This window comes from Alphaproteobacteria bacterium, assembly GCA_018662925.1.
Classification (GTDB): Bacteria; Pseudomonadota; Alphaproteobacteria; order 16-39-46; family JABJFC01; genus JABJFC01.
Genome location: JABJFC010000082.1, coordinates 42,785 through 63,045 on the forward strand (window position 1 = coordinate 42,785; position 20,261 = coordinate 63,045).

Below are 20,261 nucleotides of genomic sequence, written 5' to 3' on the forward strand. Positions count from 1 at the left end.
ACAATTATAGCATATGGGGACTGAAGTCCCGAGTGTCTTTTGGAATTCTACTCTTATTTTATCCTGTGATGACTCTTTTGATCACTTCATTGGCGATTCTAAAATTCTTGGGGCGCTCTAACTCAGTATTCAAATATTCAAACATGCTGCTGAGATCAAGGATGCTCGCAATATGTTTCCAGTTTGGCGGAAGGCTTCCCCCATGTGATTTGTAAGCCTTCGTAACGGCTTCTTCAAAATCGTTTGGATATTGATCAGGGAAACGGAACAAGTTACCAAAATCGCTTAGAGGATTTCCAGAATAGGCGAACTCCCAATCCAGGACAGCCGTAATTTGGCCATTTTCAGCCAATAGATTCTTAAGATTAAAATCCGAATGGACCAAGCGGTTATTCGGTTTGAAGTCTTCAATGAGCTTTTCGTTTTGTGATAGAAACTTCCAAAGCTCAGTTTCAGAAACATTGGTGAGTCTTTCCTGTGCTCTTGTTTTGAGGCAAAACTCAATGTAAGAGAATGGCTCGCTTCCAAATGGTGGGGGCTTGATTTCTAAATTATTCCCAATGAATCCATGGCCAGAAAATTCATAGGTATGAATGGCGGCCAAAGTTTTTCCAATGGATTCTCCCATTTGTGTCCAATTAATTTCATTTTTTTCTTTAAGAGTTTGGGCGGACGATCCTTCCACAAATTCCATCAAGATAACGGGGAGATCCTCAATAATACTCTTTTCATCGAAATAATAGATTTTAGGAACAGGGACCGTTTTTGATACAAGTTTAAGGAGGGAGATTTCTGTTTGGGCAATAGTAAGCCCGCGCTGAACGATCCGTAGGAGGAGCGTGCGTCCATCAATTAATTCTAATTTGTAATTGGTATTGCTAAAACCACCTGAAACAGGTGCAAAAGACTTAAGCTTGGCCCCAACTTCCCATTTAAAAAGAAAATGACCGACTTGTTCCTTTGAAATACTTATCAGAGGAACGCGTCGGTCATAGGGCATTACTACTCGCTTATTCTGATGAAAACGACATCAGAAGTATCACTGAAAAACCATAAATACTCTACCAAGAAATCTGTAAAAGCTAGCTTTTACATTTACCTAGAGACGTTATTCTGGAACAGGAAACTCTACGACGCAGCAACCAACTTAAGATTTGTTGCAGAAGTCTTGCCCTTGTTTTTCTCTAGATCGTAGCTAAGGCGTTGTCCGTCATCAAGAGAACGAAGGCCCGCACTTTCTAATGCTGAGATATGAACAAAAACGTCGTTTCCACCTTCATCAGGCTGAATAAAACCAAAACCCTTTGTTGGGTTAAACCATTTAACTGTACCAGTTGCCATACTAAAATCTCCTTGGCGTTAGAACTACATACTTCATTATGCAGCATAGAAAACCACACGCTTTATTGTGTGGCATATTTTACGTAACCCTTATCATGCATATATTTGGCTGCAATACAAGTAAAATAATAAGTTAGACTGTCTAGCGTTGGAGTGATGGGGGAGGAAGACTGGATCCCGCGCTCATCCGTCTTCGCTTCCGCTACGACGTGATGGGTCTGATCTCTGAACTCTGATGACTGATCTCTAGGAGCCCGTCTACGCGATGCTTCGACGGGGCATCCGCTTCTCTAACGCGACGCCTCACAAATCCTAACGGATTTATCACGTCGTAGCGTAAGCGAAGAGTAAAGAGAGAGATGTTGAGAGAGCCCGTCTACGCGATGCTTCGACGAGGCATCCGCTTCTCTAACGCGACGCCTCACAAATCCTAACGGATTTATCACGTCGTAGCGTAAGCGAAGACGGATGGCGGATGGGGTGGGATTCGAACCCACGAAGAGCTTTCACCCTTGCCGGTTTTCAAGACCGGTGCCTTCAACCGCTCGGCCACCCATCCAACAGTCTAGGATTTGTCAGATGTTGCCCTTTCCGTCAAGAGGAAAAAGTTACCATATGCATGCAATCCCAATGACAATCAATGCACTATAAACGCCAGCCACTACGTCATCTAGCATGATGCCGATGGCATCTTGTCTCGTGGAGCCGCCCATATTTCTTTCTACCCAACAGGCCGGCCATATTTTGACGATGTCAAAGAATCGGAACAGAATAAAGGCCAATAGCCATAGCCGCCAATCTAGACCAGCAGGGAGGAGGGCAATTAATTGGCCGACCACCTCGTCAATGACAATGGAGGAGGGATCTTTTTGAGAGGGATTTTTCAGACGCTTTAAAATGATCACAGAGGCCCATGTGCCCAACAGAAACAGAATCGGGATGCAGATCAGTAAGAGGGAAAATCCTCCTATCCACATCAGGCAATATGCAAGAGGCAAAGTCGCCAAAGAACCCCATGTGCCAGGCGCTTTTGGCAGAAACCCTGTGCCAAACCAATGGGCAATTAGGCACGGTACGTTGGGATATTTGGAATGCGTCTGTTTCATTCTGGCTTGTTCATTCTGTCTTGGCGCATTATCTGTGTCTGCTAACTCTAATTTTAATGTCATCTCCAATGATCTGCAAAATCTACCATTTCGAGCCAGAGAATGTAAACGACAGATTCTTCTTGATCCCCGTTGATTGTTCTCTTATGTTTAGGCCATGGTTGGGCATGAGTATATTCTGCCCCATTTAAATTACGCACTTTGTGAAGATGTGATGTTAAAGCCCTTACAAATTGGTCCTGTTACTGTTCAAGATCCGGTGATTCTCGCGCCCATGTCCGGCGTGACCGATTTGCCATTTCGCCGTTTGGTCAAACGCCACGGTGTGGGCCTTGTGATATCAGAGATGATTGCGAGCCAAGCCATGATAAGGGCAACCCGTCAGTCTCTTAAAAAATGTGAGTTGCATCCCGAAGAACACCCCATGGCTGTCCAATTGGCTGGTTGCGAACCCAACGTGATGGCCGAAGCTGCCAAGCTTACCGAGGATCTGGGAGCGGCAATTATCGATATCAACATGGGTTGCCCTGTCAAAAAGGTAGTCAATGGGCACGCAGGATCGGCGTTAATGAGAGATGAATTGCACGCGGCTAAGATTTTAGAAGCAACTGTCAAAGCGGTTTCTGTCCCCGTGACCTTAAAGATGCGGACAGGATGGGATCATGACAACCGGAATGCTCCTTCTTTGGCTAAAGTTGCCGAAGAAAGCGGCATCCAGATGATTACCATTCATGGTCGGACCCGGTGTCAGTTGTATAATGGAAAGGCTGACTGGTCTTTTATCAAGCAAGTCAAAGAGGCGATCAGCCTTCCGGTTATTGGGAATGGGGATGTAAAAACATATGAGGATGTGGATGCTCTCTTGGAACAATCTGGAGCTGATGGGATTATGATCGGTCGGGGCACCTACGGAAAACCCTGGTTTTTATCCCAAGTAATTGAATATTTGAAGACGGGCAACAAGAACCCTACACCACCTTTAGAATATCAAAAGATGTTGATATTAGAGCATTTACAAGGGATGGCTTCCCATTATGGAGAACTCGTTGGGATCCGAATGGCGCGTAAGCATCTGAGCTGGTATAGCAAGGGACTTCCGTCCTCTGCAGAGTTTCGTTCTGAAATTAATCGATGTGAGACCTTGCAAAAAGCTGAGGAATTGATTATTGCGTACTACAACCCCATCGTCGATGGGGGGGGGTAGATAATTCGATTAAGGCAGAGATGTAATGACTGACAAGATATCCCATCATCCAAAGCATTTGCAGGCTAAAGCTGGGCTGGGTGATGCTGTTTATACTCTGTTGTCTCAATATCTCAGCAAACTTCCTCAGGGTACCGAGTATACAGGCCTTTATGCATTAGTTCAGGAAGAAATTGAAAAACCCCTCCTTCAGGTTGCCTTAGAGTTTTCAAAAGGAAATCAAACCAAGGCCGCCCAGATGTTGGGAGTGAACCGGAATACGTTGCGGAAAAAAATTAGGGAATATGGTATTTCTCTCAAAGCTACAATGCCAAAGGCAGCATAGAGTGCTTCCCACAAGACTCTTTTGTAAAGAGTGGAAATATTTCAATGAAGATTAAGGCCAGACTTAAAAAACAATTTTCCAAAGCAAGCCTTGAAAAGAGAATTGCGTTTGGCTTGGCGATTTTGGCTCTTCTATCGGGGACCGCAACCTATCTAAAACTCAATGATGCGTCTCTCTTGGAGCCTGGGAATCGAATTGTTTTCCCCTTGTTATTGGTCGATCTATCTATTCTCCTGTTGCTTGGGGTTGTCATAGCAAAGCGTTTGGTGGCCTTATGGGTGGAAAGAAAGCGGGGGAGTGCTGGATCTCTTCTACATGTACGTTTAGTGATGCTTTTCGGCTTAGTGACGGCTATCCCTACCATTTTCATGGCCTTCTTTTCCTTTTTGTTTTTCCAACAGGGGGTAGAGTCTTGGTTCAACACGCGAGTTCAGACGGCTCTTCATGATTCGGTAAAGGTGGCTCAAGCTTATCTAAAAGAGCACCAAAGGGGCATAGGGAACGATGCGTCTCTTATGTCCAGAGACCTGAGCCGGGAATTACCTTTTCTGTTACATAATGCAGAGAATTTTAATCGTTATTTGACGACTATGGCTGCAGTGAGATCCATGAGGGAAGCTATTGTTTTTGATGAAGCCCATAATATTTTGGCACGATCGGTCCTTACTTTTGCCTTGGACTTTGAATTTGTTCCGGACTGGGCACTGGAAAAGGCAAATGCTGATGGGGTTGCCCTGTTAACCAGTGAGGATGAGGATCGTGTTCGGGCCATTGTAAAAATAGAAGGGACTCCTCCAGCATATCTCTATGTGGGGCGTCCAGTGGATCCGATGGTTTTGAATTATGTGTCTAGTACCGAAGAAAGTGTAAACGATTACGATATTCTTGAGAGAGAACGTTCTGAAATTCAGATTATTTTTGCCCTTATTTTTGTGGTTGTCTCTCTTTTGCTTTTATTGGCTGCTATTCGCTTGGGAATGGTGTTTTCAAACCAGCTGGCGGCCCCAATTATCCGTTTGATCAATGCCGCCGAACAACTGGCCAAGGGAGACTTGTCGGCTCGAGTGCCAGAAGCTTCGGCAAAGGATGAGTTGGGTATTCTGAGTCGGACTTTTAACGAAATGGCGGCACAAACTCAGATTAATCAGCAAGAGCTTATAAGGGCAAACCAGAAACTAGACAGGCGTCGCCAGTTTACCGAATCGGTTTTGTCAGGCGTTTCTGCTGGAGTTATTGGGCTAGATGCAGGAGGGAACATCAATTATCCCAATCGTTCGGCTTCACAGCTCTTAAAGACTGATCTTTCAAAATTCCTAAGAAAGAATTTGGTTTCTGTTTTCCCTGAGGCTATCGAATTGTTGGAGAAAGCGAAGAGTGCCATTCAGAATGTGGTAGAGGGAGAAATCACTCGGACTCATGATGGATATCAAATGATATTTCTGGTGCGGGTCACTCGTGAGCAGGATAAGAAGGGAGATCTCAAAGGATTTGTGGTGACTTTTGATGACTTGACCGAACAATTGGCTGCTCAACGAAAAGCAGCTTGGTCAGATGTGGCCCGTCGTGTAGCTCATGAAATAAAAAATCCTCTTACGCCTATCCAACTTTCTGCAGAACGTTTGAAAAGGAAATATCTTCCTCAGATTCAAGAAGATCCGCAAGCTTTTCAAAAATGTATCGATACCATCGTGCGTCAGGTGGGAAATATTGGAAACCTGATTGGAGAGTTTTCAGATTTTGCTCGGATGCCTTCCCCGGTTTTTGAGGAAGAAGAGTTGCGGGATATGTGTCAGCAGTTGGTTTTGCTCCAACATAATGCGCACCAGGATATTGATTTAAAGTGTCGGTTTCCCGATGAGCCCATTTATGTGAACTGTGATGCTAACCAGGTGGGGCAGGCTCTGACAAACTTATTACAGAATGCCATAGATTCTATCCAAGAACGTGTGCCAGTTGTGGCTGGAGCAGCGCTTCCAAAGGGCAATATTGTGCTTACCTTAACACGGGAACGCCATGAGGTCCGTTTAACCATTGAAGACAATGGGAAGGGGCTTCCCAAAGAGGGGCGTGAACGCTTGGATGAGCCGTATTATACAACGCGTACAAAAGGAACAGGTTTGGGGCTTGCCATTGTTAAGAAGGTTATGCATGATCATGGGGGTACACTTGTAATGCAGGATTCTGTCGGGGGTGGTGCGGAAGTGACTCTTCTTTTTCGGGTTGAGGACGCTGTTGTTCAAGATGGGGATTCCGTTAGAAAAAAACAGGAAATGGTTCAATAAGTCATGTCACAGTCTGTACTTATAATTGATGATGAAGAGGATATTCGTCGCCTTGTCTCAGATATTTTAGGGGATGAGGGGTATGAGACTTATACGGCTGCCGATGGTGCTTCAGCTATGGAGACCATCAAAGTTCGTAGACCCTCGCTAGTGATTTTGGACATTTGGTTGAATGATAGTCGATTCGATGGGATTGAACTCTTGGATATCATTAAGAGCGATCACCCTTTGGCCCCGGTTATTATGATTAGTGGCCATGGAACTATTGAAACAGCTGTTAAATCTATTCAAAAAGGCGCCTATGATTTTGTGGAAAAGCCTTTTACGGCAGAGCGTTTGCTTCTCGTTGTAAAACGTGCTCTTGAGGCTTCTCGTCTCGTTAGGGAAAATATAGAACTTAGGGACAGAGTTGGAGAAGATGAGTTTGTCGGAGAATCTTCTGCTGCAACCCAGCTTAGAAGCACTATTGAAACTGTGGCCCCCACAAAGAGCCGTGTGTTTATTTCAGGAGATGACGGGGCTGGTAAAAAGACGGTAGCTCGTCTGCTCCATAAGCATTCTCAAAAATCTGCGGGTCCCTTTGTCTCTCTCAACTGTCGCAAAGCTTCTCCACAGACCATCGAGGAAGAACTTTTTGGTCGAGAAGGTCGCGCACAAAGTCCTCTTCATCCTTCTAAGACTGGCTGTTTTGAGATGGCCTATGGTGGCACGCTGTTTCTTGAAAATGTTGATTGTCTTCCCTTGGAGGTACAAGCGAAACTTGTAAAGGCATTGCATACAGAAATGATTCGGCGAGTGGATTCATCCCAAGCGATTCCAGTTGATGCTCGGATTATTTCTTCTAGTGCGGCTGATATGGATGTATTGATTAGTTCTAAGAGGTTTCGGGAAGATCTCTATAACAGGTTGAATGTGGTTTCTGTCAAAATTCCTTCCTTGAGCAATCGTCGCGAAGATATCCCAGCTTTAGCAGAAGGATTTAAAAATAAATTTCAGACGGAAAAAGGGAAGCATGCCGCAACTTTTAGCGAACAAGTTATATTGAAACTCAAAGCCCACGATTGGCCAGGAAATGTTCGTCAATTAAAGAATGTTGTGGAGTGGGCTTTGATTACTTCTTCCAATGATCCGGGGGAAAAAATTGGGGTGGAAGCTTTTCCCCTAGATATGTCAGAAATTAATGTAGAAGAGCCGCCAAAAGTTGATAATGAAGATGTCTTGAATTTTCAGTTGCGCGAAGCACGTGAAATATTTGAGCGCAACTATTTGAGTAGTCAAGTGAATAGATTTGGCGGCAATATTTCTCGCACCTCTGAATTTGTTGGTATGGAACGATCTGCCCTTCATCGAAAGTTGCGGGCTTTGGGACTATCCAGCGAAAAAGCAGAGTCGAGGAAAAAGAATAACGCCTAGCCAATGGAGAATATGCCATGAGGGTGATCGTTTGTGGAGCAGGGCATGTTGGCATGGGGATCATCCGATACCTGGCCGCTGAAAAAAACGATATTGTTGTTATAGATGAATCTGTCGAACTTATAAAAAAAGTGGAAGACAGTATGGATGTTCAAACGGTAGTTGGTGTGCCGTGCCATCCAGAATCACTTCATCGTGCAGGAGCTACGGAAGCAGAAATGTTGGTGGCCGTAACCCCTGTTGATGAGGTCAATATGGTTGCGTGTCAGGTTGCGCATTCGCTGTTCCATCTCCCCCTTAAAATTGCTCATTTAAGGAATCAGGCTTATCTTGATCCCCGCTGGTTCGATTTGTTTAGTACGAATCACATGCCTATTGATGTCGTTATTTCTCCCGAAGTTGAAATCGCAAAGGCCATTCAAAGAAATATCCGACTTCCTGGGGCTTTTGATCTTATTCCCAGCACGGAAGGGGAGATCCGGGTTATTGGTGTGAAATGCTCGGAAGAGTGTCCAATCTTGTACACACCCTTGCGCCAACTCACCACGCTATTTCCGGATCTGAATGTGACCGTTATCGGTATCATTCGTAATGATGAATTGATGATTCCAACCCAGGAAGACCAAATGTTGCCGGGGGATGAAGTTTATTTTATCACCGTGGCCAGTCAGGTTGATCGAGTTATGTTGGCTTTTGGTTATGAAGAAATTGCTTCACGGCATATTTTAATTTTGGGCGCTGGAAACATAGGGGTCAGTCTTGCTCGGGGGATTGAGGCTGCTCATCCCGAGGTGAGTGTCAAAATCATTGAACATAATAAAGAGCGGGCAAAATACATTTCTCAGAATCTGTCTCAAGGCGTTGTTTTGCAGGGGGATGCCCTTGATGTCAATATTTTGAAAGAGGCGGGCGTTCAAAAGACTGAAACGGTGGTGGCCGTTACAAATGACACGGAAGTCAATGTATTGGCGTCTCTTTTGGCAAAGCAAAATGGGGCCAAACGCTCCATAACTCTTGTAAACAACCCGGCCTATACATCATTGGTTACATCCCTTGGTATAGATGCGGTCATTAATCCTCGCATGATAACCATTTCTTCTATTCTCCAACATGTTCGAAGGGGCCGTATACGTTCAGTCCATTCCTTGAGAGATGGACTTGGAGAAGTCATCGAAGCCGATGTGCCAGAATTATCTCGGATTGTGGGCAGTACTGTTGGTAACATTAACATTCCCAATAGCATTTTTGTTGGCGCTATTGTGCGGGAGGGGCTTGTGGTAGTTCCTCAAGAGAAAACGACAATCCATGCAGGAGATCGCCTCGTTATATTGAGCACCCAAAAGGGAATTGGGGATGTGGAAAAGCTATTTATGACGGAAGATTATTTTTAGAGAAGGCTAGAACGGGAGTAAGAATTTATATGTCCAGATGTGTCTACGTCAATGGTCGTTATGTCCCTCATAACGAAGCCACGATTCACGTATTTGATCGAGGGTTTCAGTTCTCCGACGGTGTTTACGAAGTGATGGCTGTTGTCGGGGGAAAGATCATTAGTGAACAGGAGCATTTAGATCGCTTAGCCTACTCGCTGAAAGAGCTGGAAATACCAGCCCCCTGTAAAGTTGCTTCCCTAAAGCATATTTTTCGAGAAGTATTAAAGCGCAACAAAATAAGGGATGGCCGATTGTATCTTCAGGTTACCCGTGGGATTGCCCCCAGAGACCATGCGTACGCGGGTGACATGTCACCCTCTATTATTGTGGCAAGTCAAAGGGTCTCTCATGAAAAAGAAGTTGCGGGAATCAAAGTAATTACAATTCCCGATGCGCGCTGGAAACGGACAGATATTAAGTCAATCTCACTTCTAGCTAATGTGATGGCCAAGAGAGAAGCAGCACAGCAAGAAGCTGGAGAGGCATGGCTGACTGACGATAACGGTTATATTCGAGAAGCCGCAGTCAGTAATGTCTGGATTGTGCTAAAGGATGGGCGTATTCTAACGCCACCCTTAAGCTCTGGCATTCTTAAAGGAACGACCCGTTCAGTTGTTTTGGACCTTATAAAGGAGCTGGGCCTTAAAGTGGAAGAAAAGCTGTTTACCGTGGAAGAGGCCGAAAATGCTGAGGAAGCGTTTATAAGTGGATCTAGCCAGTTTGTGCGCTCGGTTGTTCAGATCAACGAACGCGTGATCGGGACCGGAGAAGGGGGACCCATAACGCATCAACTGAGGGAAGCTTATTTTAAATGGATGGAAGCCATATGAACTTGTTAGAAAAAATACCCTTTCCCAAAGCCATCCTCTTTGATTGGGATGGCACCCTTGTGAATGTGGAAAATGTCATTTTTGATGTTCTTAGTAAAACGTACGTTGCCATGGGAAAAGAGGCACATGACTGGAAAAATCTTGGGAGTGTTGTGGGCCATTCACTGAGAGACTTCTTCCCAACAGTTTTTAAAGATAAGTCCAAACAGGCAGAAAAAAAGTTCTATGAACTCTATGAACAGGACCATCTGGAGGAGCTAAAATTGGTTCCAGGTGCGGACTCCCTTTTAAAATATCTGAAAGAACAAGGTATATACACAGGCATTGTAAGCAATAAAAATGGGGATTATCTTCGAAAAGAAGTGGAACATCTCCAGTTAGGTTCCTATTTTGGGTCAATTGTTGGATCTTGTGATACGCCCAAGGACAAGCCTTCCCGTGTTCCCATAGATTACGCCCTTGCTGGGGTAGGGTATAGTCCCGAAAAGGATCCTGTGTGGTATGTGGGAGACCGTTCCGTGGATTTGGAGTGTGCCCACAACGCCGAATGCACTCCAATTTTAATTTCCCACATAAATGAGGTGGACGATTTAAATAAATTCGTTTATCCCCCGAGACTTATTATAAATTCTCCAAAAGAGCTAATAAATGTCTTGCAAAGCCCCTCTAGTTTTTGTTAAAAGGGGGTTCGCTCGTATATTTTACGGCGAGACTCGTAGTAGTCTGTTGATTTTTCCCTCATATGATGGAATATTAAGATAACAGGTAAGTATAATAACAAGGAGATATGGGAAAAAATATGTCTTCAGAAAAACAAAGCTTACAAGATGTGTTTTTGAACCACATCCGTAAAAATAAATCACCTGTGACCGTTTTCTTGGTAAATGGTATTAAGCTTCAGGGTGTTGTAACTAGTTTCGACAATTTCTCTTTGCAATTGCGTCGGGATACGCATGCCCAGCTTGTCTATAAGCATGCGATTTCAACAATCATGCCCACAGTTCCTATTCAGATGTACAAAGCATCTGATGAAGACGAAGGGGAACAGGAATAAAACGCCTAGATGCCATTAGATAAAGGACAGCAGAATAAGGCTGTCCTTGTCGTTCATTCCTATTCAACTTATATGGATCGTGGACGTGGATCCTGTTTGCGTGACGCTCAATCCCAATTAGAAGAAGTCATTAGCCTCGCTGAAGCCATTGATTTGCGCGTGGAGGAGGCACGGCTCGTGAAACTGTCCAGGCCGCGTCCCTCGACACTGCTTGGTGTTGGTGTCTTGGAAGAAATGAAAGAGCAGATTTCGGCAGAGTCTATTCCTTTGCTCATCGTAAATGCGTCCTTAACGCCCATTCAACAGCGTAACTTAGAGCGATTTCTACTGTGCAAAGTGATTGATCGAACTGGGCTTATTCTAGAGATCTTTGGCGAGCGGGCGCGAACACGGGAAGGGGTGCTGCAAGTCGAATTAGCAGCGCTTACCTATCAGCGGAGTCGTTTGGTGCGTTCCTGGACTCACTTAGAGCGGCAGCGGGGAGGATTCGGATTCTTGGGGGGCCCTGGTGAAACTCAGCTAGAAGTGGACCGTCGGCTCATCGATACGCGCATTCGAAGGTTGGATCGGGATCTGAAACGCATTCGCAAGACGCGCTCTCTCCAAAGAAAGGCCCGTCAAAAGGTGCCTTATCCCATTGTGGCCCTTGTAGGATATACCAATGCGGGGAAATCGACTCTGTTTAATCGGCTGACCAGCTCAGATGTGTATGTAAAGGATCAGCTTTTTGCCACGCTGGATCCCACCATGCGGGCAGTAATACTTCCCTCTGGCAATAAAATCATCCTGTCTGATACGGTGGGCTTTATTTCCCAGCTCCCGACCCAGTTGGTGGAGGCTTTTCGGGCGACCCTGGAAGAAGTGACAGAAGCCGACTTATTATTGCATGTGCGGGATATTTCCCATCTCGATGCCGAGCAACAAGCCAAGGATGTTGATAACGTTTTGAAGGAGCTTGGCGTTGGGCAAGAGATGATCAAGCACGAAGTGTCGGTGCTCAATAAGATCGACCTGTTGCCAAAGGCTGAACAGCCAACCAAGACTTCTAACTCTAAGGATCGCATTTTTCTATCTGCCATGACCGGCAAAGGCTGTTCCGACTTATTAAAATGCATCGATGATCATATGATCAAAGGCGAAAAAGTGCATAAAGTCACCCTGAATGCCAAAGAGGGAGAGCGCTTAGCCTGGCTCTATGCAAATGCCCACGTCTTAGAGCGAGAGGAAAAGGGCGCCCAATTGCATCTCAAAGTACGAATTTCCCCCAAAAACTGGGGACGCTTTTCCCAAATGGTTGCTCACGGCGAGAGCTAACGCGGAGGTAAGTGGGTAACAAGAGCTCTTTATAACACCTTTTTTATGCAACTTAGTAGTGGGTCGTATCTTATTTCCTTATGAAGAACTTCCTCGAGACATCGGTCTACTTTCCCCGCATATCGCAGGTGTCTTTTTATGTTATTCCCGCGGTTATATTTTGCAAAGCAATGCTTCACTTTACTTGTCATGTCTTCTGTAATCTGAGCCACATCCTGACGAATTTTTTCATCTGTGAGGCATTCAGCAATACCCTCTTCCATTTTAATATACGTAGGCTGACAACCATCAATCTTTTTAAGCGCAGTAAGAAAGTTATTTATTGTTTCCTCATGAGATTTTTGGGAGCTTGTTAAGCGAGCAGTCTTAGTGCAACATCTCTTCGCTGTATAATGAGGATTTAATTTTTTGCACTCACGATAACTTTCATCTAATTTGTGCTGCTCGCTGCTCGCTGCTCGCTGCTCGCTGCTCGCTGCTCTCGTGTCGGGGGAAGGATGCATCTCTTTCTTCGGCCTTGCAAACACTACCTGTTACAAAAAACGAAAGCATTAGCACTGCTACTACGCAGAAATTCCGTGAAAATATATTCATTATGTACCATCCCCTAGCTTTTTATTACTCAATCCTGATCAACTGGAATTACTTTAATATTCTCTTTCATACTAACAGCAATACCACTAGCGGGTCAATTTTAGGATCTTTCCGTGTCACAAACGTTTTCCCAAATTGATCCCTTTTTCTTGACAAGTTGTTGTGCTATGTAGAGTTTGCAAACCATGGGTATGGGGGTATAATCGATCTTCCGCGGGCGTGGTGAAATTGGTAGACACGCTAGATTTAGGTTCTAGTGACGAAAGTTGTGGGGGTTCGAGTCCCTCCGCCCGCACCACGAATATTTTGACCATTGTAGTTAACGAAGAAATGGAACTGATTTTATGAAAGTTACCGAGGTGAATTCAAAAGGACTGGAACATACGTATAAGATCGTAGTTCCTTCAAGCGAGATCCAAGAAAGAATTGAAGCCAAATTACAAGGACTGGGTGGGTCTGTAAATGTTCCTGGCTTCCGGAAGGGAAAGGTTCCTCTCACGCTTTTGAAACAGAGGTACGGAAACACGGTGAATACGGAAGTCCTGGAAGACGTTATCAAGGAAACTTCCATGAAAGCTTTTCAGGAAAAAGGGCTTATACCGGCAACGCAACCGAGCATCAAGGTAGATCTTTTTAGTCCAGAGCAAGATCTGGAGTACACAGTGACTGTGGAAACCCTTCCTGAAATTGAAGACTTTGATTTAAAAGGACTCAATTTGGAGAAATTAACGGTTCCCATTTCTGAAGATAAAGTGGAAGAATCGCTTTTGGCGCTGGCCGAGCGAAACAAAAAGCCTGTGCCCTTAAAAAAAGCGCGCAGCAGTAAAAAGGGCGACCATTTGCTGATAGATTTTGTCGGCTCCCTCGATGGGAAGGTTTTTGAGGGCGGCACGGCGAAAGATTTTCCTATTGAAATAGGGTCTGGAAACTTGATTCCAGGCTTTGAAGATCAACTGGTGGGTGCTAAAAAGGGCGATAAGGTAACTGTTGAAGTGACTTTTCCTAAAGAATACGGGGAAAAGAGCCTTGCGGGCAAAGGAGCAGCCTTTGATGTGACCGTGAAGGAAGTCTCTGAAATGTCCTCCCACGAGGTAAATGATGAGTTTGCATCTGCTTTGGGGTACAAGGATCTCAAAAAGCTTCGGGAAGATGTGAAAGCTCAGATGGGGAAAGATTTAGATCACTTGAGCCGATCCCATCTCAAACGTAAAATATTGGACAAGTTGTCTGAAACCTACGACATTGAGGTTCCTGCCACTATGGCTGATGCCGAATTTAAGAACATCTGGGATGAGTTCTCAAATCTTGCAAAAGAGGATGATGCCTTTAAGAAAGAGATGAAGGAAAAGGGTGAGAAAAAGCTTAAGGATGAATATAGATCTATTGCCGAGCGTCGGGTGAAGCTGGGTCTTGTCTTGGCGGATATTGGGAAGAAAAACAAAATTGATGTTTCTCAAAATGAGTTGCAGCAGGCTCTTATGGAGCATGTGCGTCAGTATCCTGGACAGGAACAGGAAATCTTTGACAAGATTAAAGATAATCCTCGTGCTCTTGCCTCGCTTCAAGCTCCTTTGTTCGAAGAAAAGGTTATTGATTACCTTATCAAGAATGCAAAGCTTAAAGAACGTGAAGTTGAAGTTGCAGAGTTGACAAAGGAACTATCAGAAGACCCCCTAAGTGGATTTTCAGAAGAGTAGGGAGTTGACCAACTCTATGTACCTGGTAAGGTATAGGGTAACAAATACATAAGAAAAGGGAGTCTCTATGACACATACTATGAACACTTTGGTGCCAACCGTTATTGAACAAACCAATCGCGGTGAGAGGGCCTTTGATATTTATTCACGCTTATTGAAAGAGCGTATTATTTTCCTGACCAGCCCTGGGGCCATGGATGAAAATACGGCGAGTGTTGTATGTGCTCAGCTATTATTTTTAGAGTCTGAAAATCCCAATAAGGATATTTCATTGTACATAAACTCTCCTGGGGGTGTTGTGACGGCTGGTTTGGCCATTTTTGATACCATGAACTACATTCACTGCGATGTATCTACCATCTGTTTTGGTCAGGCGGCATCCATGGGCGCATTTCTATTAGCCGCGGGAGCTCCTGGAAAGCGCTATTGTTTACCCAATGCACGCGTCATGATTCATCAGCCTGCAGGAGGGGCCCAGGGGCAAGCAACAGACATAGAGATTCAAGCCAAGGAAATCTTGGAGATTAGAGAGCTCACAAACAGGCATTTGTCCACTTTTACGGGCCAGCCTATTAAAAAGATAGCCGATGCTGTTGAGCGAGATAGGTTCTTTAGGCCAGAGGACGCTGTGAAGTTTGGTTTGGTTGATCACGTTATTACAGAACGTCCTCAACCTGAGGAGGAAATTGAGACCAAAAAGGCAAATTCCAAGTAATTCAGTGATCAGAGTTCAGATTTGGAGACTAGGTGACTGAGGGCGCCTGCGACGGCGTCTTCCTGGCCATCCGCCATAGCGACGCGTCACGTTGTAGCATCGCGAAGACGGAAGGCGGAAAGCAATTTAAGCCCATATTTTTTTATGGATTGTGCAAAGAGCGCAATGATGTTTAAATTAGAGTATGGAGTTTAGATAAGAAACGGGGAAGATATGAGTGCATCGGGAAGCGGGGATACGAAAAATACACTTTACTGTTCTTTTTGCGGAAAGAGCCAACATGAGGTAAGAAAGCTTATCGCGGGACCGACGGTTTTCATTTGCGATGAGTGTGTGGAACTTTGTACCGATATTATTCGGGAAGAGTATAAGTCCTCTTTGGCCAAAAAAGACGGTGGTTTCCCGACTCCTGCCGAGATTTGCAAAGTGCTAGATGACTATGTGATTGGCCAAGCAGAAGCAAAGCGTGTTCTTTCTGTGGCGGTTCATAACCACTATAAGCGCCTTATTCACGACACGAAGAATGAAGAAGTGGAATTGTCCAAGTCTAACATTTTGTTGATTGGTCCTACTGGGTGTGGAAAAACCCTTCTAGCGCAAACGTTGGCAAGGGTCCTGGATGTTCCATTTACCATGGCCGATGCGACCACATTGACCGAGGCTGGTTATGTTGGTGAAGATGTTGAGAATATCATCCTTAAACTTTTACAGTCTGCCGATTATAATGTGGAACGTGCCCAGCGTGGAATCGTTTACATTGATGAAGTGGATAAGATTTCTCGTAAATCAGATAATCCGTCTATTACCCGCGATGTATCTGGTGAAGGGGTTCAGCAAGCTCTCCTAAAAATTATGGAGGGAACAGTTGCCGCAGTTCCACCACAAGGGGGACGCAAACATCCTCAGCAAGAGTTCTTGCAAGTGGATACGACAAATATCCTCTTTATCTGTGGAGGTGCCTTTGCAGGGTTGGAGAAAATTATTTCTGCTCGTGGCAAGGACGTAGCCATCGGATTTGGGGCGCACGTGAAGACCAAAGATGAAAGATCCACGGGCGAGCTTTTGATGGGTGTTGAACCCGAAGATCTTCTTAAATTCGGGTTGATTCCCGAATTTGTGGGCCGCTTACCGGTTATCGCAGCTTTGGGCGATTTGGACGAAGAAGCTTTGATCGAAATTTTGACCCAGCCCAAGAACGCCCTGGTTAAACAATATCAACGGCTTTTCGATATGGAAGAAGTGAAGCTGGAGTTCTCTGAAGATGCTCTTAAGAGTGTTTCCAAAAAAGCCATCGAGCGGAAAACTGGCGCTCGCGGTCTGAGATCTATTCTTGAAGGCGTCTTGTTGGATACCATGTTTGAGTTGCCGTCTTATGAGAATGTTGAAGAAGTTCTCGTCAATAAAGAAGTTATTGACGACGGAAATGACCCTGTTCTCGTCTATGGCCGAAAACAAGCAAAGGCCAAAAAGACTTCCAGGCGCTCTTCATAGACCTAAATCTTTTAGTTCCAATTAGTAATATTGCTAAAATGATTTGTAGTTGATGGCTTTTTCAAGGAAAAAATTGATATTTTTCAATGGGTTAGAGTTTCAGGGTTGTGTCTTTATTGCAAATGATGGACATGGGCCTTGAAAAACGTATAGTATGAACTGATTTTTGGAAATTTATTAATAGATATTGAGAGTATAGAGCACCCCATGGATAAGGAATCTAAGCTTCAGAAAGGGACACTTTTCCCCGTTCTTCCCTTGAGAGATATTGTTGTTTTCCCAGATATGGTCGTTCCTCTTTTTGTGGGGCGTGAAAAGTCTGTACAGGCCCTCGAGTACGTTATGCAGCGTGATGTGCCTCTTCTATTGGTGACACAAAAGACGTCTTCTCAGGAAAATCCAAAGCCTGAAGACTTATATTCAGTAGGGACTTTGGGGACTGTTCTTCAGCTTTTGAAACTGCCTGATGGGACGGTGAAGGTTCTGGTTGAGGGTGGCAGTAGGGCTAAACTCATAAATTTCAAAACCGATGAGAAATTTTATCAAGCTTATGCAGATCCGATCATTGATGGGAGCTCCGATACAGAAGAAGTAAAGGCTTTGCGTCGTGCCATAATTGATGAGTTCGAAAAGTATATTAAGACCAACCAGAAAATCTCTCCTGAAGTGTTTGGGGCTATTTCACAGATGGAATCCGCTGCAAAATTGGCAGACGCGGTGGCTTCATATCTTACTTTAAAAATCCAAGATAAACAGAAGTTGCTTGAGATTGAATCTCTCACCGAGCGGCTCGAAAAAGTTTATTCCCTGATGGGGGCGGAAATTGAAAGTCTCAATGTAGAGCGCAAGATCCGAAATCGCGTAAAGCGCCAAATGGAAAAGTCTCAACGGGAATACTTTTTGAACGAACAAATCAAAGCGATTCAAAATGAGCTTGGAGACGCCCCAGATGGCAAGGGTGAAATCGAGGAACTTGAAGAAAAGATTAATAAGACAAAATTGTCGAAAGAAGCAAAAGATAAAGCACTGGCCGAACTTAAGAAGCTAAAAAACATGAGCCCCATGTCGGGCGAGGCTACCGTTGTTCGGAATTATCTAGATTGGTTGTTGGATATTCCTTGGCAGAAAAGGAAAACGGTTAAAAAGGATATAAAATCGGCTGAAAAAATCCTTGAAAAAGATCATTTCGGTTTGGAAAAGGTAAAAGAACGGATTTTGGAGTATTTGGCTGTTCAACAGAGAGTCGATAAGGTTCAGGGCCAAATACTGTGTCTCGTGGGGCCTCCTGGTGTGGGGAAAACGTCTCTCGGGAAATCCATTGCGCGGGCGACCGGTCGGAAATTTGTGCGCGTGTCTTTGGGCGGTGTTCGTGATGAAGCGGAGATTCGGGGCCATCGGCGTACCTATATAGGGGCGATGCCTGGCAAGATTATTCAAGGGATGAAGAAGGCAAAGGCCTCCAATCCTCTCTTCTTATTAGATGAGGTAGATAAGCTTGGCGCAGACTGGCGCGGAGATCCTGCATCGGCTCTCCTAGAGGTATTGGATCCTGAGCAGAACACTCAATTCAATGATCATTATTTGGAAGTGGATTATGACTTGTCTGATGTCATGTTTGTCACAACAGCCAACACGCTCAACATGCCGCAGCCGCTTTTAGACCGCATGGAAACGATTCGGATTTCGGGATATACAGAAGATGAAAAGCTGGGCATTTGTACGCGTCATCTCATCCCAAAGCAGTTGGAAAAACATGGCCTAAAAAAGGGTGAGTGGAGTATATCTGCTGAGTCCTTGAAAGAACTTATTCGTTATTATACCCGTGAAGCTGGCGTGCGTAATCTAGAGCGAGAAACGGCGAGCCTTATGCGTAAGGCCGTTAAAGATATCTTGATGAATGGGTCAAAAAAGATCTCAATTACGCCCAAGGTTTTGCAAAAATACTTGGGCCCCCATCAGTACCGTTATGGCGAAATGGAAGATAAGGATGCCGTGGGTGTCACAACTGGCCTAGCTTGGACAGAAGTGGGCGGCGAACTGTTAACCATTGAAGCAGTTCTTCTTCCTGGAAAAGGAAAGATGCGTATTACAGGAAAGTTGGGCGAAGTTATGCAAGAGTCTGTGCAGGCTGCTGCAAGCTATGTCCGGTCTCGGGCTCAGAAGTTTGGCATTGATCCAAAGACTTTTGAGGAAACAGATATTCACATCCATGTACCAGAAGGGGCAACGCCCAAAGATGGTCCATCTGCAGGCGTTGCCATGTGCACATCTATCGTCTCGCTTTTGACGGGTATACCTGTTCGTCGTGACCTTGCCATGACGGGTGAAATCACTTTGCGGGGACGCGTTCTTGCTATTGGTGGTTTGAAAGAAAAAGTCTTGGCGGCCCATAGGGGGGGCATAAAGACAGTTTTGATTCCAAAGGATAACGAAAAGGATCTTGTGGATATTCCAGAAAAAGTCAGAAAGGAAGTTAAGATTATTGCCTTTGAAGACGTGGATAAGGTCCTTGATACGGCTCTTTCAAAAAAAATCACCCCTTTTAAAGAGTCAAATTTGGGACGAAATATGTCAAAAAAAGGGCAGATTGCTGAGGTTGAGCGCGCTTAGCAAGTCGAGAACACCCCGTTTTTTGGGGAAAAATCAAGAAAAAATGAAAAAAAGTGCTGTTTTAGGCCAAAAATTAACAAAAGTTGATTGACGGGCGCTTTTAGTTTGGCATAGACTGACACTGGTTAAATAAATTGGTGTCGGTTTACAATAACAAGGGTTATAACAGTGAATAAAAGCGAATTAATCTCATCGGTAGCTACAACAGCTGGTCTTTCAAAAGCTAATGCAGCTAAAGCAGTAGACAGTGTGTTTACGACAATTCAAAACTCACTTAAGCAAGGTAAAGAAGTTCGCCTTGTTGGTTTTGGTACTTTTACAGTAACAAAGCGTGCAGCTACAGAAGGTCGTAACCCACGTACGGGCGAAAAGATTAAGATTCCTGCATCTAAGCAACCTAAGTTTAGAGCTGGTAAGACTTTGAAAGCTGCAGTACAGAGTGTAAAGCTCTAGAGCAACTTTTTTTAAAGTTAAAAACGCCGCTTTCGAGAGGAAGCGGCGTTTTTTTATGGATATACCAGAATTCTGATGTCGAAGGTCAGAGATCAGAAGGGAAGATAACAGATGTCGGAGATCAGAAGTTGGATGTTGAGACGAGGTAGTCTGAGGAGACACGCGACGGCGTCTTCCCGGAGCCTAGGAAACACATCTTATCATCCTTCCCATTCTCGTCTTCCCGGAGCCTAGGAACTCTAGACGAATCGGCGTCTTAAGCCGATGAGGCGTAGAGTGAGTTGGCATCGCGGGATCCAGAAAAAAGAGTGCCAGAGAGCAGGATTTAAGACTGGATCCCGCGCTCATAAGAAATTCTAAAGCGCGCCTCCGGCTTGCTCATAATTCCTAATGGCCGGG

Annotated in this window: 19 protein-coding genes and 2 tRNA genes; 16 read left to right on the forward strand and 5 right to left on the reverse strand. The window is 44.7% G+C overall.

Annotation, left to right across the window (positions count from 1 at the left end):
• Positions 1-58: 58 nt before the first annotated feature.
• The 4 genes from HOL16_07095 to HOL16_07110 all read right to left on the reverse strand — a co-directional run bounded on the left by HOL16_07095 (position 59) and on the right by HOL16_07110 (position 2,447).
• Positions 59-1,000 carry a phosphotransferase gene (locus HOL16_07095; GenBank protein ID MBT5390448.1) on the reverse strand — a complete coding sequence of 314 codons (942 nt, stop codon included), beginning with the start codon at positions 998-1,000 and terminating at the stop codon, positions 59-61.
• A gap of 128 nt (positions 1,001-1,128) precedes the next feature.
• Positions 1,129-1,341, reverse strand: a complete 213-nt coding sequence (locus HOL16_07100; protein ID MBT5390449.1) for a cold-shock protein — start codon at positions 1,339-1,341, stop codon at positions 1,129-1,131.
• A gap of 469 nt (positions 1,342-1,810) precedes the next feature.
• Positions 1,811-1,900 (reverse strand) — tRNA-Ser (locus tag HOL16_07105).
• Between the two features lie 49 nt (positions 1,901-1,949).
• Positions 1,950-2,447: a phosphatidylglycerophosphatase A gene (locus HOL16_07110; protein MBT5390450.1), complete on the reverse strand. Its 498-nt coding sequence runs from the start codon at positions 2,445-2,447 to the stop codon at positions 1,950-1,952.
• Between the two features lie 214 nt (positions 2,448-2,661).
• On the opposite strand from HOL16_07110, the gene dusB reads away from it, so the two are divergent.
• The 9 genes from dusB (at position 2,662) to hflX (ending at position 12,302) form a co-directional block, all read left to right on the forward strand.
• A complete protein-coding gene (gene dusB / locus HOL16_07115) occupies positions 2,662-3,651 on the forward strand; it encodes a tRNA dihydrouridine synthase DusB (GenBank protein ID MBT5390451.1) in 990 nt (329 codons plus the stop codon).
• A 25-nt stretch (positions 3,652-3,676) separates the two neighbouring features.
• The gene (locus HOL16_07120; protein ID MBT5390452.1) at positions 3,677-3,976 is read left to right on the forward strand and encodes a Fis family transcriptional regulator; all 300 of its coding nucleotides are present in this window, start codon (positions 3,677-3,679) and stop codon (positions 3,974-3,976) included.
• Positions 3,977-4,020: 44 nt separating this feature from the next.
• Positions 4,021-6,258 (forward strand): PAS domain-containing sensor histidine kinase, encoded by a 2,238-nt coding sequence (locus HOL16_07125; protein MBT5390453.1) that lies wholly within the window; start codon positions 4,021-4,023, stop codon positions 6,256-6,258.
• A gap of 3 nt (positions 6,259-6,261) precedes the next feature.
• Entirely contained in the window at positions 6,262-7,671 is a 1,410-nt protein-coding gene (locus HOL16_07130; protein MBT5390454.1) for a sigma-54-dependent Fis family transcriptional regulator, read from the forward strand.
• A gap of 17 nt (positions 7,672-7,688) precedes the next feature.
• Entirely contained in the window at positions 7,689-9,062 is a 1,374-nt protein-coding gene (trkA, locus tag HOL16_07135; GenBank protein MBT5390455.1) for a Trk system potassium transporter TrkA, read from the forward strand.
• A gap of 29 nt (positions 9,063-9,091) precedes the next feature.
• Positions 9,092-9,934, forward strand: coding sequence for a D-amino-acid transaminase (locus HOL16_07140; protein MBT5390456.1), 843 nt, complete (start codon positions 9,092-9,094; stop codon positions 9,932-9,934).
• A complete protein-coding gene (locus tag HOL16_07145) occupies positions 9,931-10,614 on the forward strand; it encodes an HAD family hydrolase (GenBank protein MBT5390457.1) in 684 nt (227 codons plus the stop codon). The genes HOL16_07140 and HOL16_07145 overlap by 4 nt, the downstream gene beginning before the upstream one ends.
• A gap of 119 nt (positions 10,615-10,733) precedes the next feature.
• Positions 10,734-10,988, forward strand: coding sequence for an RNA chaperone Hfq (hfq, locus tag HOL16_07150; protein ID MBT5390458.1), 255 nt, complete (start codon positions 10,734-10,736; stop codon positions 10,986-10,988).
• Positions 10,989-11,060: 72 nt separating this feature from the next.
• Positions 11,061-12,302, forward strand: coding sequence for a GTPase HflX (gene hflX / locus HOL16_07155; GenBank protein MBT5390459.1), 1,242 nt, complete (start codon positions 11,061-11,063; stop codon positions 12,300-12,302).
• 29 nt (positions 12,303-12,331) lie between these two features.
• On the opposite strand, the gene HOL16_07160 is transcribed toward hflX, so the two are convergent.
• On the reverse strand, positions 12,332-12,829 hold the full coding sequence (locus HOL16_07160) for a hypothetical protein (GenBank protein MBT5390460.1): 498 nt from the start codon (positions 12,827-12,829) through the stop codon (positions 12,332-12,334).
• Between the two features lie 280 nt (positions 12,830-13,109).
• Here HOL16_07160 and HOL16_07165 point away from each other — a divergent pair.
• The 7 genes from HOL16_07165 to HOL16_07195 all read left to right on the forward strand — a co-directional run bounded on the left by HOL16_07165 (position 13,110) and on the right by HOL16_07195 (position 19,862).
• Positions 13,110-13,194: transfer RNA gene (locus HOL16_07165), tRNA-Leu, on the forward strand.
• 46 nt (positions 13,195-13,240) lie between these two features.
• The gene (locus HOL16_07170) at positions 13,241-14,593 is read left to right on the forward strand and encodes a trigger factor (protein MBT5390461.1); all 1,353 of its coding nucleotides are present in this window, start codon (positions 13,241-13,243) and stop codon (positions 14,591-14,593) included.
• A gap of 79 nt (positions 14,594-14,672) precedes the next feature.
• Positions 14,673-15,308: an ATP-dependent Clp protease proteolytic subunit gene (locus HOL16_07175; GenBank protein MBT5390462.1), complete on the forward strand. Its 636-nt coding sequence runs from the start codon at positions 14,673-14,675 to the stop codon at positions 15,306-15,308.
• A 32-nt stretch (positions 15,309-15,340) separates the two neighbouring features.
• Entirely contained in the window at positions 15,341-15,484 is a 144-nt protein-coding gene (locus HOL16_07180) for a hypothetical protein (protein MBT5390463.1), read from the forward strand.
• Between the two features lie 37 nt (positions 15,485-15,521).
• Positions 15,522-16,799 carry an ATP-dependent Clp protease ATP-binding subunit ClpX gene (clpX, locus tag HOL16_07185; protein MBT5390464.1) on the forward strand — a complete coding sequence of 426 codons (1,278 nt, stop codon included), beginning with the start codon at positions 15,522-15,524 and terminating at the stop codon, positions 16,797-16,799.
• Between the two features lie 207 nt (positions 16,800-17,006).
• Positions 17,007-19,409, forward strand: coding sequence for an endopeptidase La (gene lon / locus HOL16_07190; GenBank protein ID MBT5390465.1), 2,403 nt, complete (start codon positions 17,007-17,009; stop codon positions 19,407-19,409).
• Between the two features lie 168 nt (positions 19,410-19,577).
• The gene (locus tag HOL16_07195) at positions 19,578-19,862 is read left to right on the forward strand and encodes an HU family DNA-binding protein (protein MBT5390466.1); all 285 of its coding nucleotides are present in this window, start codon (positions 19,578-19,580) and stop codon (positions 19,860-19,862) included.
• Positions 19,863-20,261 lie beyond the last annotated feature (399 nt).

What these genes read in the sequence shown, in the direction of transcription:
- HOL16_07175 (MBT5390462.1), top strand. Translation starts at nt 14,673, where the DNA reads ATGAACACTTTGGTGCCAACCGTTATTGAACAAACCAATCGCGGTGAG.
- lon (MBT5390465.1), top strand. Translation starts at nt 17,007, where the DNA reads ATGGATAAGGAATCTAAGCTTCAGAAAGGGACACTTTTCCCCGTTCTT.
- HOL16_07170 (MBT5390461.1), top strand. Translation starts at nt 13,241, where the DNA reads ATGAAAGTTACCGAGGTGAATTCAAAAGGACTGGAACATACGTATAAG.
- dusB (MBT5390451.1), top strand. Translation starts at nt 2,662, where the DNA reads ATGTTAAAGCCCTTACAAATTGGTCCTGTTACTGTTCAAGATCCGGTG.
- HOL16_07120 (MBT5390452.1), top strand. Translation starts at nt 3,677, where the DNA reads ATGACTGACAAGATATCCCATCATCCAAAGCATTTGCAGGCTAAAGCT.
- trkA (MBT5390455.1), top strand. Translation starts at nt 7,689, where the DNA reads ATGAGGGTGATCGTTTGTGGAGCAGGGCATGTTGGCATGGGGATCATC.
- hfq (MBT5390458.1), top strand. Translation starts at nt 10,734, where the DNA reads ATGTCTTCAGAAAAACAAAGCTTACAAGATGTGTTTTTGAACCACATC.
- HOL16_07100 (MBT5390449.1), bottom strand. Translation starts at nt 1,341, where the DNA reads ATGGCAACTGGTACAGTTAAATGGTTTAACCCAACAAAGGGTTTTGGT.
- HOL16_07140 (MBT5390456.1), top strand. Translation starts at nt 9,092, where the DNA reads ATGTCCAGATGTGTCTACGTCAATGGTCGTTATGTCCCTCATAACGAA.
- HOL16_07110 (MBT5390450.1), bottom strand. Translation starts at nt 2,447, where the DNA reads ATGAAACAGACGCATTCCAAATATCCCAACGTACCGTGCCTAATTGCC.
- HOL16_07145 (MBT5390457.1), top strand. Translation starts at nt 9,931, where the DNA reads ATGAACTTGTTAGAAAAAATACCCTTTCCCAAAGCCATCCTCTTTGAT.
- HOL16_07095 (MBT5390448.1), bottom strand. Translation starts at nt 1,000, where the DNA reads ATGCCCTATGACCGACGCGTTCCTCTGATAAGTATTTCAAAGGAACAA.
- hflX (MBT5390459.1), top strand. Translation starts at nt 11,061, where the DNA reads ATGGATCGTGGACGTGGATCCTGTTTGCGTGACGCTCAATCCCAATTA.
- HOL16_07130 (MBT5390454.1), top strand. Translation starts at nt 6,262, where the DNA reads ATGTCACAGTCTGTACTTATAATTGATGATGAAGAGGATATTCGTCGC.
- clpX (MBT5390464.1), top strand. Translation starts at nt 15,522, where the DNA reads ATGAGTGCATCGGGAAGCGGGGATACGAAAAATACACTTTACTGTTCT.
- HOL16_07125 (MBT5390453.1), top strand. Translation starts at nt 4,021, where the DNA reads ATGAAGATTAAGGCCAGACTTAAAAAACAATTTTCCAAAGCAAGCCTT.